Here is a 15376-nt window from a genome sequence, read left to right on the forward strand (position 1 = left end):
GGAGGAATAGGCAAGAAATTGCGGGATTTCGGCATTCAGGATTCCAGGCTTGCGGCGCATAAAACTGGCCTGTCAAAACATCAGGAGTACATGAAATGCCTAACCAGAACTCAACCTCGAAAGTCGCAATCGTTACCGGCGGAAGCCGCGGCCTGGGCCGCAACACGGTCGTCAATCTGGCAAGGAGCGGCGTCGACGTGATCTTGACCTACAACTCGAACCGCGACGAGGCGGAGAAGGTCGTCGCCGAGATCGAGGCGCTCGGCCGCAAGGCCGCCGCACTTCAACTCGATGCCGGCAATGTGGCGGCGTTCGATGCCTTTGTCGAAAGTGTACGCGAGATCCTCAAGGGTTGGGGGCGTGAGCATTTCGACTTTCTCGTCAACAATGCCGGCACCAGCTACCACGCCTCGATATTGGAGACGACCGAAGCGGAGATGGACAAGCTTTACAACCTGCATTTCAAGGGGGTTTTCTTCCTCACGCAGAAGCTCCTGCCGCTGATCGACGACGGCGGCCGCATCGTCAACCTCTCCAGCGGCCTCGCCCGAATGGCCATGGTTGGCGCCTCGGCCTATGGCTCGATAAAGGGTGCAGTCGAGGTGCTGACGCGCTACATGGCCAAGGAGCTTGGCCCGCGCGGCATTGCAGTCAATACCGTCGCCCCGGGCGCCATCGAAACCGATTTCAGCGGCGGCATGGTGCGGGACAATCCGGAGATCAACCGTGCAGTCGCTTCTATGACCGCACTCGGCCGCGCCGGTGTGCCCGACGATATCGGGCCGATGATCGCTTCCCTGTTGAGCGATGCCAACCGTTGGGTCAACGCCCAGCGCATCGAGGTTTCGGGCGGCATGTCGCTCTGAATAATCGCGATTGGGCGAATGGCTAGACGGCGATCGGTTTCTCCGTCCAACCGCTGGTCCAGAGTTCCCGCAACCGGTCGCCGTCGCCTTTGAAGAAATCCTCAGCCGTCGCGCAGTGCTCCACCCGGTCGCTGCGGAAATTGCGGATCGCCTGGCGCAACTCGCACCAGGCGACGATATTGGCGGTCTGCGAATAATAGATCAGCGCGATCGGTCGGATCGTCCGCTCGCTGGCGCGGCCGAGTTCGTCGCGGTAGCCGAGCATCAGCTTGCGTTCGTCGCGGATCGCGCGGCGCACGATAGCAAGGTCGAAGCCTGCCGGCTGCGCAATCGAGCCCCAGGCATAAAGCGCCTTGTTGTCCATCGCCTGGCGCAGCGGCGCCGGCACGGCGCCTGATATCTTCCGGTTGACCCGGCGCGCGGCCTGCTTCAGCTCCTCGTCCGCAGTGCGTTCGAGCAGCGCCAGCGACAGCACGATCGCCTCCATCTCCTCGATCGAGAACATCAGCGGCGGCAGGTCGAAGCCCGGCCGCATGATGTAGCCGATGCCGCGCTCGCCCTCGATCGGCACCCGCATCGCCTGAAGCGCGGCGATGTCGCGATAGATCGAGCGCACGGTCACTTCGAGCGTCTCGGCCATCGCCGCCGCCGTCATCGGCTTTCTTGCCAGCCTGAGGATCTGAATGATCTCGAAAAGCCTGGAGGCCTTGCGCATTTTACCCCTCCCATCCCAACGCTCCTGACAATACACTGTCAGTTGGGTTTGCGTATAGACCCGCCTATCAGATTGAAATCAATCAGGGTCTTTGAAAACGGCCTGCAGAACCGAAGGCGGTAACTGACATGAACTACCATGAAAACCTCTGGCTCTTCTTCACCCTTCTCTTCGGCATCATCATCGTGCCGGGTATGGACATGCTCTTCGTGCTCGCCAATTCGCTGACCGGCGGCGTCAAACGCGGGCTGGCGGCGACCGGCGGCATCATGGCCGGCGGCGCGGTGCATTCGGCCTATGGCGCGGCCGGCGTCGGCGTGCTCGTCACCATGCTGCCGCAGCTTTTCAACGTGCTGCTCTTTGCCGGCGTTGCCTACATGATCTGGATCGGCATCTCGCTGATCCGCAGTTCGATCACCGTCGAGGCGGTCGGGCCGGGAACGGCACGCTCCGGCTGGCGCGCTTTTCGCCAGGGCGCTGTCACCTGTCTGGTCAATCCGAAGGCCTATATCTTCATGTTTGCCGTCTATCCGCAGTTCCTGAGACCGGAATATGGCCCGATCTGGATGCAGGGGCTGATCATGGGCGTCATGACTGTCGTCACCCAGTTTGCCATCTACGGCACCCTGGCGATGACGGCCGGCCGCAGCCGCGACCTGCTCGTCGCCAACCCTGACGTCACGGCCTTTGTCGGCCGCTTCGCCGGACTGCTGCTGGTTGCGGTCTCCGCCTTCAGCCTCTGGCAGGGGTGGAAAAGCGCTTGAGCGCCACTGCATGTCGCCCGGAAGTGTGCAGCGGTTTCGGGATAACGACATGCATAAAAGCAGAGAACTGCCTATCACATTGTCTTTATGATGATCCGGCAAAACGTGACTGCCCAGAGGCATGGATTTTGTCATGCTCCCGGTGCAGATTGGCCATCGGCCATCTTGGCCGAGGAAAAATGGAGAGGAATATGAATTGGAAAGCAATAGCTGCGGCTGTAGCGATGGCCGGCATGGCCTTCGGTTCGGTGACCGCCGCCGACGGCACCCATGATTCGCGCATTGCCTTGATGAAGCAGATCGGCGGTTCGGCTGGCGCGCTGGCGGACATCGCCAAGGGCACGAAGCCTTACGACGCCGAGGCGGTGAAGGCGGCGCTGACGAAGATTGCCGCAACGGCCAAGGTTTTTCCCGATCAGTTCAAGCCGGGCACGGAGACCGGCGACAAAGAGGCGAGCCCGAAGATCTGGGAAAACATGGATGACTTCAAGGCGCGCGCCGCCAAGCTCTCCACTGACGCCGAAACTGCGCTCGCCCAGCTTCCGGCCGATCCTGCCGCCGTCGGCGCCACGATCAACACGCTTGGCGCCAACTGCGCGGGCTGTCACAAGGCCTATCGTATCAAGGAGTGATAGGCCGACTGAGCAATTCCAGCAAAAGTGTGCAGCGGTTTTGCGCCCGGAATTGCTCAACAAACGACAGCAATTCCAGCAAAAGTGTGCAGCGGTTTTGCGCCCGGAATTGCTCAACAAACGACAGCAACTCCAGCAAAGGTGCGCGGCTTGCTTCCGCGTGACGCGGGGGAAATGGAATGCTGGGGATCCACGATCCGTGCCCGGCTTGCCGCCGGCGCGGATCGCTTTATGTGGGACCGACGGCGGCAACATTGGCAAAAGGGGAGGCGGCGCATGGTCCGCAGGTTCATCCGGTTACTGCTCTGTCTGATCGGCGTCGCCGTGCTCGGCGGCGGCGCCTTCTATCTCGTCACTGCGCCCGACCCGCTGCCGGAGAGCCATTGGGCGGGTCTCGGCGCGCCGGACCTGGCCAACGGCCAGATGGTGTTCTGGGCAGGCGGCTGCGTCAGCTGTCATGCGGCACCCGGTTCCGAAGGCGATGCAAAGCTGACGCTGTCAGGCGGGCTGGCGCTGAAGAGCCCCTTCGGGACCTTCCACGTGCCGAACATCTCACCCGATGAAAAGGCTGGTATCGGCGGCTGGACGCTTGCCGAGTTCGGCAACGCGATGAAACGCGGCGTCGGCCCGGGTGGGCAGCATCTTTACCCATCTTTTCCCTATGGCTCTTATTCCCGCATGAGCGACAAGGACGTCAACGATCTCTTCGCCTTCCTGAAAACCCTGCCGAAAAGCACAAATGTCGCGCCTCCGCATGAGCTGCCGTTCCCCTTCAACATCCGGCTGGCGCTCGGCGGCTGGAAATTCCTCTATCTCAACGATCAGCCGCGCGTGGCTCTCGCCAAGGGCGACGACAAGATCAAGCGCGGGCAGTATCTCGTCGAAGGCCCCGGTCATTGCGGCGAATGCCATACGCCGCGTGATGCGCTCGGCGGCTTCAAGGCCGATATGTGGCTTGCCGGCGCGCCGAATCCGGAAGGCAAGGGCCGCATACCCGATATCACCCCGGCCTCCAAGAGTATCGGCTCCTGGAGCGAGGCCGATATCGCCAGCTACCTCGAAACCGGCTTCACCCCCGATTTCGATTCCGTCGGCGGCTCGATGGTTGATGTGCAACGGAACATCGCCCGCCTGCCCGCCTCCGACCGCGAGGCGATCGCCGCCTATCTGAAGGCGGTACCGGGCCGTTAGCGATGGAAGTCGCGCGAGGGTTGCTGCCACGGTCACTTGGTTGCTTGGCACCTTCGCAAGATCCCACGCCCTATCTACAGGGAGGTGGGACCTGGCATCAGGTCATAGGGATGGCGCCAGCCGGGCATGTTGCTGATACGATCTTTCCAGGCTGCGATTGCCGGAAAGGCGCTATGATCGATCCCGGTTTCCTCCGGCATGAAGACGTAGCCCGCCAGAGAGAGGTCTGCGATCGTCACCCGGTCGCCAACCATGAAGGCCCGACCGGCGAGGTGTTCGTCAACAATGGCATAGGCAGCTTTGGCCCTCAGTCTTAAAAACTCGACGACTGGCGTCTCGCCGCTCTTCTGGAGGCCATAGATGAACCGCAGCGTCGCGTAATAGCTCGTGAATTTGTGATTGTCGAAAAGGATCCAGCGCATGACGTCGCGCCGTTCTTCGGCCGTCTGCGCCCCGAAATGGCCTGTCACCTCTGACAAGTAGTCCAGGATAATCCCCGATTGGCTGATCTTGGTTTGCCCATGTTCGAGCACAGGCGCCTCGCCCTGTTCGTTGATGGTTTTTCGCCATTCTTCAGTACGCGTTTCGCCGCCCAGATAATCAACGAAAATGCTTTCCCACTTGATGCCGGAAAGCGCAAAGAAGAGTGCGACCTTGTAACAGTTCCCGGAGAGAGCGAAGCAATGAAGTTTGAAATCAGGCATGAAAGCTCCTAACAAAAATAAAGACTTAAAGCGCCGATCAAGCGAATCTGAAAGATCGCGGCGCGCTTTAGGCGATCGACTGCATGTAGCGCATGCCGGTCACCGGACGCGGGGTGAAATCCAGCTGTTCGTAGAAGCGGTGCGCCAGCACGTTTCCGGTCGCGGCGCTGACGGAGAGGTAGCCGCAGCCGGCGTTGCGGGCGGTCTCGCGCGCCCGGTCGACGAGCAGCTGGCCGGTGCCGTGGCCGCGATGGCCGTCACGCACGAAGAGATGGTGCAGGTCCATGCCGCGCTTGCCTTCCTGCGCCCTGTAGAGCGGCACGAGAATAGCGTAGCCGATAAGCCCTTCGTCGGTCTCGGCGACGAGTGCATGGATCCACGGCAGCGGGCCGAACAGATCGCGCTCCAGCTGCTCTGCCGTTGTCGCAGCAGCATCGCCGTGATGGGCGGCAAGCAGGGCGATCATCTCGCCGAGTTCGGGCAGGTCGCGCGGCTTGGCTGCGCGGATGGTTACCACCGATGGGCGCATCAGTGAAATTTCGCTGTCTTCGATTTCGGTCATGGTCTTCGCGTCCTTTGATAGTCTGCCGTCAGGACGCTGCTGGTACAACAAAGCCGCCTGACGGCGGCTTGATGACAATATGATCTTGTCCGGCCGCCCTTTACAGGTACAGCCAAAAATACGAGCGGCTCTGGTGCGCGTTCTTGATCATGGATCATAGATCGTCGGAAACGCGGGCTTTGTCAATGGCGGATTCAAGCCCATTACAGGCATTGAGCTCGGGCTTCACTCTTGATACTATACCCCCCTATACTATAAGCGGGTCCATCATGTCCCACACCACCCTGCAGAAAAAGAAGCTCGTCGCCCGTATCAGCCGCCTGAAGGGGCAGATGGAGGCGGTCGAGCGCGCGCTCGAGGCAGAGCGCCCCTGCGGCGAGATCCTGCAACTGCTCGCCTCCGTCCGCGGCGCGCTGACCGGGCTGACCGGCGAGGTTCTCGACGATCATCTGCGTGAGCATGTGCTGAATGCGGCCGACGATGCCGCAAGGGCGGAGGCGGTCGAGGAAATATCGGAAGTGTTGAGAACCTATATACGCTAGAGCAATTCCAGGAAAAGTGTGAAGCGATTTTGCCGAGAAACATAAGCTTAGCGGTGGCGAAGGAGCCTGCAATGAGTGCCGGAATCGAGAAGGCTGGAATTGATGCCCTGGAACATGATCATGTCTTCCTCGGCGCCGATCATAGGCGCAACGAGCGGCGCATCTGGCTGGTGATCGCGCTGACGGCGGTGATGATGGTGGCGGAAATCGCCGCCGGCACTGTCTATGGCTCCATGGCCCTGGTCGCCGATGGCTGGCACATGTCGACCCATGCCAGTGCTCTGCTGATTTCCGCACTCGCCTATCTCTTTGCCCGCCGGCAGGCGCGCAATCCACGCTTCACCTTCGGCACCGGCAAGCTCGGCGATCTCGCCGGCTTCGCCAGCGCCATCATCCTTGCGCTGATCGCCCTGCTGATGGCCTGGGAAAGCCTGCTGCGCCTTTCCAATCCCGTGCCGATCGGTTTTGCCCAGGCGATCGCCGTCGCGGTCGTCGGCCTTGCGGTCAATCTGGTGAGCGCCTGGCTGCTGGCCGGTGAAGGCCACGTCGCGCATGGCGATCATGCGCATCACGGACATGGCCACCACGCAAAGACCAGCGACAACAATATCCGCGCTGCTTATCTGCATGTCATCGCCGATGCCCTGACCTCGGTGCTCGCCATCGCGGCGCTGACGCTCGGCAGTCTTTACGGCTGGCTCTGGCTCGATCCCCTGATGGGCTTCGTCGGCGGGTTGGTGATCGCCAATTGGTCCTGGAGCCTGATGAAATCTTCCGGCGGCGTCCTGCTCGATGTCATTTCCGAAGGCGAGACGCTGCCGGCCGAGATCCGTGGCGCCATCGAGACGGAGGACGACCGGATCACCGATCTGCATGTCTGGCAGGTCGGCCCTGGCCATCATGCCGCAATCGTCGCCGTCCTCACCTCGCAGCCCCGCGATCCGGCTTTCTACAAGGGCAGGCTCTCGGCGCTGGAGGAATTGTCGCACGTGACGGTCGAGGTCACGCGTGCCGCATGATCGAGGCGCGCGGACGACAAGTCGCCGCAATCGCTGCTTAGCTCTGTCCTCCTGATTCGCCGGAGGATTTCATGGATCTCAGTTTGACTCGCCGCATGCTGATGGGCTCGGCATTGTGTCTGGCTTCAATGGGCTTGGCCGCGCTGGCGCTTCCCGCCAATGCCGAGGAGGGGCCCAAGGAGAGTGCCAAAGAGAGTGCGGGCGAGGGCGAAGACAATATTGAACATCGCCTTGCCGCTTTGGAAAAACGCACCGGCGGTCGCCTCGGGGTCTCGGTGCTCGACACCGAGACGAGCATCTCCTTCGGCTATCGCGGCAGCGAGGCCTTTCCGATGTGCAGCACCTTCAAGGCGCTGGCGGCCGCTTTCGTGCTTGCCCGGACTGACAAGGGCGAGGAGAACCTCGACCGGCGCGTGAGCTACGGCAAGGACAAGCTCGTCGACTATTCGCCGATCAGCGAAAAACACGCCGGAACCGATGGCATGACCCTTGCCGAACTCTGCGAGGCGGCGGTAACCGTCAGCGACAATACGGCCGGTAATCTGCTGCTCGAAAGTTTCGGCGGTCCGGCGGGGCTGACCGATTGGCTGCGCTCGATCGGTGATGGTACGACGCGTCTCGACCGCAACGAGCCGACGTTGAACGAGGGCAGGAAGGGTGATCCGCGCGACACGACGACCCCCGATGCGATGCTCGACACGCTCGGCAACCTGACGCTCGGCTCGGTCCTGACCGAGGCCTCCTCAGACAGGCTGATCGCTTGGCTGGTAGCGAGCACGACAGGCAAGGAGCGACTCAGGGCCGGCCTGCCGGCGGATTGGAAGGTCGGCGACAAGACCGGAACCGGACCGAATGGCTCTCTCGGCGATATCGCGGTGATCTGGCCGCCGGATCGCGGCCCGATCGTCGCCGCCGTCTATATCAGCGAGGCGACTGTGCCGGTGAAGGAACTCAACCCGCTCTTTGCGGAGGTCGGTCGGATGATCGTCGAGATGGTGTGAATCAGGAAATGGCGAACGGCGTGATCGACAGTTGTCCGGTTCGCGTCGGAAAACCCCTCCCCAACCCCTCCCCACAAGGGGGAGGGACTAACCTGAGGCGAGATCCTGCCACCAAAATACGCTACCACACGTTGCATCGTCAGGAACGAAATGCAACGGGCGCTACACGGCAGTCCCTCCCCCTTGTGGGGAGGGGTTGGGGAGGGGTCTTTCTCAAACGCGGGCAATTCGAAATGCTCCCGCTCAAGCAGCCGGAACGTCGTCCGCCGTATCGGTGCCGTCATCCTCGATGCCGGCCATCTCGCGCTTGATTTGGTCAGCGATTTCCTTCTCGATCGCGGCGCGCTGGTCCGCCGGCATGGCGGCCAGATCGGCTTCGGACAGATCGTGCTGCTCGAGATAGCGAGCCCGGATATATTCCGCCGGCGTCATGTTGCCCCATTTGGAGAATTCGTCGACCACGGAATCATGCGCCGTCCTTGCCGCCACTTCTTCCTCGGAAGGCGGGTTGATATAGGGGCCTTCGCTGCTTTGAAGAGCCCACATGGTATTGGCGATCGACGGCGGCGTGCTGCTGGTCTGGAGACCGGGCGCGGTATTGGGCGCAGTGCTGTCGAAGTCCGTCGTCTGCTGATTCTTGGATTTGGCCGACCGATCGAAAAGACTGCCGATGCCGTAATAATTGCGAATATTACTGGAAATTTCCATAAAAACTCACCCCGAAAAACAGGGAGAGAATGGCGCGGCAATCCTGCGCAGAGCTTGCGAGAAGCTTCGCGTCACGGCAACGTATAGGCGATCACATAATCGCCGGCCTTGGTGCCGACCGAGCCGTGGCCGCCGGCGACCATGACGACATATTGCTTGTTGTCATCAGTGGTATAGGTCATCGGCGTCGCCTGGCCGCCGGCGGGAAGCCGTCCCTGCCAGAGCTCCCGGCCATTCGTCACGTCATAGGCGCGCAGGTAGTTGTCGACCGCAGCCCCCAGGAAGGCGACGCCACCCTTGGTCAGCATCGGTCCGCCGATGCCAGGCACGCCCACCTTGAAGGGCAGGGGCAATGGCGTCATGTCGCGCACGGTGCCGTTCTTGTGCATATAGGCGATCTTACCGGTGCGCAGGTCGACGCCGGCGACATAACCCCATGGCGGCGCCTGGCAGGGGATCTTGAGCAGTCCGAGGAAGGGACCCATGAAGACGCCGTAGGGCGCACCGTCATTGCGGTTGAGCCCCTGTTCGCTGCCCTTCTCGTCCTGGCCTCTCGGCGGAATATCGGCGGCCGGCACCAGTCGCGAGGTGAAGGCGAGATAGGTCGGCATGCCGAACATGATCTGCCGCTCCGGGTCCACCGCCACCGAGCCCCAGTTGAAGGTGCCGAAATTGCCGGGATAGACGATCGTCCCTTTAAGCGAAGGCGGCGTGTAGCGGCCCTCATAGTTGTAACGGTGGAAGTCGATGCGGCAGGCCATCTGGTCGAACAGCGACACGCCCCACATGTCCTTTTCTTGGAGCGGTTCGGGCGAGAAGGTAAGGTCCGAGATCGGCTGCGTTGGCGAGGTATGATCGCCGGAGACTGCTCCGTCAGGCGCCGGGATTTCCTTGACTGGGATGATCGGCTCGCCGCTGCGCCGGTCGAGCACATAGATATCGCCCTGCTTCGTCGGGCCGACCAAGGCAGGAATCACGGTGCCGTCCTGCTTCGTCAGGTCGATCAGCGCCGGCTGCGCCGGCACGTCCATGTCCCAGAGATCGTGGTGCACCGTCTGGCGCACCCAGCGCAGCTGGCCTGTGGCGATATCGAGCGCGACGATCGACGACGAGAATTTCTCGACATTGTCGCTGCGGTTGATGCCGATCTGGTCGGGCACCTGGTTCCCGAGCGGGATGTAGACCATGCCGAGCGCCTCGTCGACGCTGAAGACCGACCAGCTGTTCGGCGAGTTGGTCGTGTAGGTCTGGTCCCCGGTGATCGGCGTCGTCACATCGGGATTGCCGGAATCCCAGTTCCAGACCAGCGCGCCGGTGTTGATGTCGAAGGCGCGGATGACGCCGGATTGTTCCTCGGTCGAATAATTGTCGTTCACCGCCCCGCCGACGATGATCTTGCCCGCCACCGCGACCGGCGGCGAGGTGGAATAATAATAGCCGGCCGGGTTGTAGCGCATGCCGGTTTCCAAATGCAGCACGCCCTGGTCGGCAAAGCTGGTGCAGACCTTCCCGTTCGCCGCATCGAGCGCGATCAGCCGGGCATCGGAGGTCGGCAGGTAGACGCGCTCGGCGCAGGGCTGGCCGGCCGCCACGGTTGGATCGGCATAATAGGTGACGCCGCGGCAGGTCTGATGCTGCCGGTCGGGATTCATGCCGGAGTTGGCATCGTATTTCCATTTCTCCTTGCCGGTCTTGGCGTCGAGCGCGATCGCCCAGTTATGCGGCGTGCAGAGATAGAGCGTGTCCTTCACCTTGAGCGGCGTCACCTGATAGGTCGTCTCGCCGACATCGTCCGGCCGCTTGACGTCGCCGGTCTGGTATCGCCACGCTTCCTTGAGGGTGGAGACGTTCTCGGCGGTGATCTGGTCGAGCGGCGAGTAGCGCTGGCCGAAGGCCGTGCGGCCATATTGATGCCATTCGCCATCCGGCACGCTGCCGCCGAAGGCGAGATTGGCGGCAACCGTATCCTTGGGCAGCTCGCCGGCAAGATCATGCGGGTCAGTCGTCATCGAATAAAGGGCGACGAGGATGGCGAGGATGACAGGCACGGCGAGCGGCCAGGGGTTCGCGGCATAGGTGATGCCCGTCGGACTGCGCAGGCCGAGTGGCCGGCGGATCCATGGCGTCAGCAACCAGAGCCCGAGCAGGATGATCATGCCGCCGCGCGGACCCAGCTGCCACCAGTCGAAGCCAACCTCCCAGATCGCCCAGGCGAGTGCTGCGACGACGAGTACCGCATAGACCCAGAGCGCCACCGCCTTGCGCATCAACAGCAGCCCGGCGGTAATTAGGAACATCAGCCCGGCGAACAAATAGAAGACGCTGCCGCCGAGCGTGACGAGCCACAGGCCGCCGCCGCCGAGTGCCAGCCCGATGATGATGAAGAAGATGGAGGTGATGGCGATCGCCATATGGCTGTCTCCCGCTGAGGTTAGCCGGGGTGAAGGATCGGCGGAAAAGTCCCGCCGATCAGCCAGATAGCGCGAAGGAGATGCCTTTCAACGGCCACAATTGCCGCAGGGTGCCGATGCACCGAACGGGGCGTCGGGCCGGATGGAAGCGATCGCTATGGCATAACTGCTGCACAAAACGGGCGAGAGCGCCCGTCAGGTTCCGCAGAAGGTCGCAAGCACCCGTTCGTCGGGCTTCGGCGGTTCCCGATAGGCGGCAAAGCCTGGCTGGTCCTCATAGGGTTTTGAAAGCACGGTCAGCAGCGCCTCGAATAGCGAGAAATCGCCGTCCTCGACGGCAGCCTTGATCGCCTGTTCGACCCGGTGGTTGCGCGGAATGAAGGCCGGATTGACGCTGCGCATGGCAGTCGAGCGCTCCGTGGCCGTCTGCGGATCGCGGGACAGTCTCTCGCGCCACTGCGTGAGCCACGCGCGGCAGGCATCCGGCTCGCGGAAACTCGCCGCAAATTCAGGCCCTGCGGCGTCATCGCCGACAAGATCGGACAGCCGCCGGAAGGTGAGGGTGAAATCGGCACCCTGCGCCTGCATCAGCGACAGCAGCGCCTGCACCAGGTCGAGGTCGCAGTCCTCTTCGCCGGAGAGTCCGATCTTTTGGCGCATGCCGGCCAGCCAATGCGCCTGGAAGCGTTCACCGTAACTCTTTATCACGACATTTGCCTTGTCGACCGCGCTGTCGGGCTCGGCGTCGATCAGCGGCAGCAGCGTTTCGCCGAGCCTTGCGAGGTTCCATTGGCCGATGCCGGGCTGGTTGGCATAGGCGTAACGCCCATGCTGGTCGATCGACGAAAAGACGGTGGCGGGATCATAGGTATCCATGAAGGCGCAGGGGCCGAAATCGATCGTCTCGCCGGAGACGGTCATATTATCCGTGTTCATCACGCCATGGATAAAGCCGATATGCAGCCAGCAGGCAATCAGCGCCGCCTGGCGGTCTGCGACCGCTTCGAACAACGCGAGATAGGGGTTCTCGGCCTCTTTCAGCGCGGGATAATGTCGGTCGATCACATAATCGGCCAGAGCCCGCACGCCGTCGGTGTCGCCCCTGGCCGCGAAGTACTGGAAGGTGCCGACGCGGATATGGCTGGCCGCGACGCGGGTGAAGACCGCGCCAGGCAGCACCTCTTCGCGATAGACCGGCTCGCCTGTCGTCACCGCCGCCAGCGCCCGTGTGGCCGGAATGCCGAGCGCAAACATCGCCTCGCTGATGATATATTCGCGCAAGACCGGCCCGACTGCCGCCCGCCCGTCGCCGCGGCGCGAAAACGGTGTTGGTCCGGCGCCCTTCAGCTGAATATCGTAGCGCTTGCCGCTGCGGTCGACCACTTCGCCGAGCAGGATCGCCCGCCCGTCGCCGAGCTGCGGCGAAAAGCCGCCGAACTGATGCCCGGCATAGGCCATCGCCAGCGGTTCGGCCCCTTCGGGAAGAAGATTGCCGGAAAAGATCGCAGCGCCGTCGCGGCGCAAGGCCTCGACGTCGAGCCCGAGTTCGGCGGCGAGCGGCTCGTTGAGCTTGATCAGCCGGGGTTCCACCACCGCGGTCGGCGCTTGCGCCGCAAAGAAGCGCTGGGGCAAGCCGACATAGCTGTTGTCGAACGGAAAGGCCGCGCCGGGCCGGTTTTTCTGCAGGGCGGAGGTCATGGTTCATAGGTAGGGCCGGGGTGCCCGCGGCGCAAGCCGGACCTTCACGAAGATCGAGCCCGATGCAAGGAATCGTGACCTGCCTTTACCTCTCGTCAAAGCAGCTTTGCCATAAACGACATAGCGCCGCCATGATCGCGGGCGTATAGCAAATCGTCTCCCCTTGGCTTCGCGCCATGTCATCCCCCGCGGCCTTGCTGCCTTGTGTGCTCCGCCGCGCCACCGCGAGTGATCCCGGACGATGTCGGATCAGATCTACCAGGCGCCGATGGTTCGGCGCGCCACGCCCAATTTCCGGGTGATCGCGATGATTGTCGCCAGTGCGATGCTGATGGAAAACATCGATGCGACCGTGCTCGCGACCGCGCTGCCCACCATGGCGCACGATTTCGGCGTCGGCGCCCCGGCGATGTCGATCGCCCTGACCTCCTATCTCCTGAGCCTTGCGATCTTCATTCCCGCAAGCGGCCGGATGGCCGACAGTTTCGGCTCCCGCACCGTTTTCCGCTCGGCCATCGCGGTCTTCGTCGTCGGCTCCATCCTCTGCGCGCTGGCGCCGACGCTGTCCTTCCTGGTGCTGGCGCGGCTGCTTCAGGGCATCGGCGGCGCGATGATGATGCCGGTCGGGCGCCTGGTGCTGATGCGCAGCGTCGACCGCAAGGATATGGTCAGCGCCATGTCCTGGCTGCTCGTGCCGGCGCTGATCGGCCCGATCGTCGGCCCGCCGCTCGGCGGCTTCATCGTCACCTATCTCGACTGGCGCTGGATCTTTTATATCAACGTGCCGATCGGCATCATCGGCGTGATCCTCGTCTCGACCTACATCGACGAGATAAAGGGCAAGGCAAGCGGTCCGTTCGATACGATCGGCTTCGTCCTCTCGGGCATCTCGCTTGGCTCGCTGCTCTTCGGCTTCGAAATGTCGAGCCATGAAGGCGAGGGCGCCTTTTCGATCTTCCTGATCGCCCTCGGCCTGCTCTTCGGCATCGCCTATCTCAGACATGCCCGCAAGCACCCGTCGCCGATCATGGATTTTTCGCTGATGAAGGTACCGAGCTTCGGCACGTCTGTTATCGCCGGTTCGCTGACGCGCATCACCCAGGGCGCGCAGCCCTTCCTGCTGCCGCTGCTCTTTCAGATCGGCTTCGGCCTGTCTGCCGCTGCGGCCGGCCAGATCATCATCGCGACCGCGCTTGGCGCTCTCGCCATGAAGCCGATGGCGAAGTTTGTCTTCCGCCGGCTGGGCTTCCGCAGAAGCCTCGTCCTCAACGGCATCCTCGGGACGATCGGCTATGGCCTCTGTGCCGCCTTCCGGCCGGACTGGCCGATGCCGCTCATCTTTATCGTCCTGGTGCTCAGCGCCTTCTTCCTGTCGTTCCAGTTCACCGCCTATAACACCATTGCCTATGACGAGATCAGCAGGGAGCGGATGAGCTCGGCCACCAGCTTCTACACCACCTTCCAGCAGCTCATGCTGTCACTCGGCATCTGCATCGGCGCCTTGGCGCTGCACGGCTCCATGGCCCTGTCAGGCACTGAGACGCCGGCCCTCGGCGATTTCTCGGCGGCCTTCGTGGTCGTCACGATCATCTCGATCACCGCGACCTTCTGGAACCTGCGCTTCTCGCCGACCGCCGGAGAGGAGATTACCGGCTACAAGGCCAAACAGACGAAAGGCGCCGTCGCCAAAGGCTGACGCAGGCTTTCCCGGCAGCCCGGAGAGATGCTGGCGACCTGATGAATACGGCCACAGATGCGCGGCGGTCCTGCGATGACTATATGCAAGAAATCAAGGAGATGAAGCACGTCGCTTGAATCAAATTCTATACGACGTCATGGTCCCCACGACTTGCCCCTCAGTCCCCGTCTTCCATCGCCGCCGCCATGTCCGCGAGCTTGCGCACGGTGTTGAGGTTGCGCGACGTTCCTGGCTTCAGCGCCGGCAGCTTCAGCTTCGAGCGGCCGGAACCATTGGGATAATGCACATAGATTTCGCGGCCGGCGAGCTTGGCCTCCTCGCCGTCGGGCGCCACCATCGTCTCCAGTGCATCGCCGGGCGCCTTTTCAGGCAGGAAATAGACGAGCAGGAAGTTCGGCTTGGCATCGGGAAAGGGTACGTCGGCAACGATCCCGTCGAGTTCTTTGCGGGTGCGCACCATCACGCCTGGCCGCTTGCCCATCGTCCTGCCGAGCGCCTCGTCGAGCCGCTCCTCCACGGTCTTTTCCGCTTCATCCGAACGGAAAAGCACGTTGCCGCTCTGGATGTAGGTCTTGACGTCGGAAAAGCCGAGGCCTTCGCAGATCGCCTTCAACTCGGCCATCGGCAAAGAGCCGGTGCCACCGACGTTCACCGCGCGGAGTAGGGCGATATAGACGGGCATTTCGGTGTCTCCCTAGGCCTGTGTGCCGTGCCGCCCCACCTTTGCCCTGCCGGGCATCTCCCCCACAGGTGGGGAGATTGGCTGGGCGCATCGGCTTCCCCAAACAATTAATGCTTCAGCACGGCAAAACGGTAGATGAGCAGGATGGTCAACCCACTTGTGATCTCCCCACCTGTGGGGGA

General features: G+C 62.5%; 15 protein-coding genes. 8 read left to right on the forward strand and 7 right to left on the reverse strand.

Annotated elements, in window-relative coordinates:
* Positions 1–95 precede the first annotated feature (95 nt).
* Positions 96–866, forward strand: coding sequence for an SDR family NAD(P)-dependent oxidoreductase (locus N2A41_RS05435; RefSeq protein WP_260110464.1), 771 nt, complete (start codon positions 96–98; stop codon positions 864–866).
* Between the two features lie 22 nt (positions 867–888).
* Here the strand turns inward: N2A41_RS05435 and N2A41_RS05440 are convergent, their stop codons facing one another.
* Positions 889–1581 carry a helix-turn-helix transcriptional regulator gene (locus N2A41_RS05440; RefSeq protein ID WP_017963498.1) on the reverse strand — a complete coding sequence of 231 codons (693 nt, stop codon included), beginning with the start codon at positions 1579–1581 and terminating at the stop codon, positions 889–891.
* A gap of 128 nt (positions 1582–1709) precedes the next feature.
* On the opposite strand from N2A41_RS05440, the gene N2A41_RS05445 reads away from it, so the two are divergent.
* The 3 genes from N2A41_RS05445 to N2A41_RS05455 all read left to right on the forward strand — a co-directional run bounded on the left by N2A41_RS05445 (position 1710) and on the right by N2A41_RS05455 (position 4168).
* Positions 1710–2345, forward strand: a complete 636-nt coding sequence (locus N2A41_RS05445; protein ID WP_017963499.1) for a LysE family translocator — start codon at positions 1710–1712, stop codon at positions 2343–2345.
* A 191-nt stretch (positions 2346–2536) separates the two neighbouring features.
* Positions 2537–2977, forward strand: coding sequence for a c-type cytochrome (locus N2A41_RS05450; RefSeq protein WP_017963500.1), 441 nt, complete (start codon positions 2537–2539; stop codon positions 2975–2977).
* A 276-nt stretch (positions 2978–3253) separates the two neighbouring features.
* Complete coding sequence (locus tag N2A41_RS05455; protein WP_222281922.1) at positions 3254–4168, forward strand: cytochrome c; 915 nt, start codon at positions 3254–3256, stop codon at positions 4166–4168.
* Positions 4169–4242: 74 nt separating this feature from the next.
* Here the strand turns inward: N2A41_RS05455 and N2A41_RS05460 are convergent, their stop codons facing one another.
* Both N2A41_RS05460 and N2A41_RS05465 read right to left on the reverse strand, forming a co-directional pair.
* A complete protein-coding gene (locus N2A41_RS05460; RefSeq protein ID WP_222281923.1) occupies positions 4243–4872 on the reverse strand; it encodes a glutathione S-transferase family protein in 630 nt (209 codons plus the stop codon).
* A 67-nt stretch (positions 4873–4939) separates the two neighbouring features.
* A complete protein-coding gene (locus N2A41_RS05465; RefSeq protein ID WP_170258867.1) occupies positions 4940–5434 on the reverse strand; it encodes a GNAT family N-acetyltransferase in 495 nt (164 codons plus the stop codon).
* Between the two features lie 269 nt (positions 5435–5703).
* Between N2A41_RS05465 and dmeR the strand changes: the two genes are divergently transcribed.
* The 3 genes from dmeR to bla all read left to right on the forward strand — a co-directional run bounded on the left by dmeR (position 5704) and on the right by bla (position 7996).
* Complete coding sequence (gene dmeR / locus N2A41_RS05470; RefSeq protein WP_017963504.1) at positions 5704–5976, forward strand: Ni(II)/Co(II)-sensing transcriptional repressor DmeR; 273 nt, start codon at positions 5704–5706, stop codon at positions 5974–5976.
* Positions 5977–6047: 71 nt separating this feature from the next.
* The gene (gene dmeF / locus N2A41_RS05475; RefSeq protein ID WP_170258865.1) at positions 6048–6995 is read left to right on the forward strand and encodes a CDF family Co(II)/Ni(II) efflux transporter DmeF; all 948 of its coding nucleotides are present in this window, start codon (positions 6048–6050) and stop codon (positions 6993–6995) included.
* Positions 6996–7066: 71 nt separating this feature from the next.
* Positions 7067–7996: a class A beta-lactamase gene (gene bla, locus N2A41_RS05480; RefSeq protein WP_260110467.1), complete on the forward strand. Its 930-nt coding sequence runs from the start codon at positions 7067–7069 to the stop codon at positions 7994–7996.
* A 243-nt stretch (positions 7997–8239) separates the two neighbouring features.
* Here bla and N2A41_RS05485 read toward each other — a convergent pair whose 3' ends face one another.
* The 3 genes from N2A41_RS05485 to N2A41_RS05495 form a co-directional block, all read right to left on the reverse strand.
* On the reverse strand, positions 8240–8704 hold the full coding sequence (locus N2A41_RS05485) for a hypothetical protein (RefSeq protein WP_260110468.1): 465 nt from the start codon (positions 8702–8704) through the stop codon (positions 8240–8242).
* Between the two features lie 71 nt (positions 8705–8775).
* Complete coding sequence (locus N2A41_RS05490) at positions 8776–11115, reverse strand: glucose/quinate/shikimate family membrane-bound PQQ-dependent dehydrogenase (RefSeq protein WP_260110469.1); 2340 nt, start codon at positions 11113–11115, stop codon at positions 8776–8778.
* 195 nt (positions 11116–11310) lie between these two features.
* Positions 11311–12813, reverse strand: coding sequence for a protein adenylyltransferase SelO (locus N2A41_RS05495; protein ID WP_260110470.1), 1503 nt, complete (start codon positions 12811–12813; stop codon positions 11311–11313).
* A 241-nt stretch (positions 12814–13054) separates the two neighbouring features.
* Here N2A41_RS05495 and N2A41_RS05500 point away from each other — a divergent pair, with 241 nt between their 5' ends.
* The gene (locus tag N2A41_RS05500; RefSeq protein WP_260110471.1) at positions 13055–14509 is read left to right on the forward strand and encodes an MFS transporter; all 1455 of its coding nucleotides are present in this window, start codon (positions 13055–13057) and stop codon (positions 14507–14509) included.
* A 160-nt stretch (positions 14510–14669) separates the two neighbouring features.
* Here N2A41_RS05500 and N2A41_RS05505 read toward each other — a convergent pair whose 3' ends face one another.
* The gene (locus N2A41_RS05505) at positions 14670–15194 is read right to left on the reverse strand and encodes a DUF1697 domain-containing protein (RefSeq protein ID WP_222281929.1); all 525 of its coding nucleotides are present in this window, start codon (positions 15192–15194) and stop codon (positions 14670–14672) included.
* Positions 15195–15376: the final 182 nt, after the last annotated feature.

The organism is Rhizobium sp. SRDI969 (assembly GCF_025152725.1).
Lineage (GTDB): Bacteria > Pseudomonadota > Alphaproteobacteria > Rhizobiales > Rhizobiaceae > Rhizobium > Rhizobium leguminosarum_I.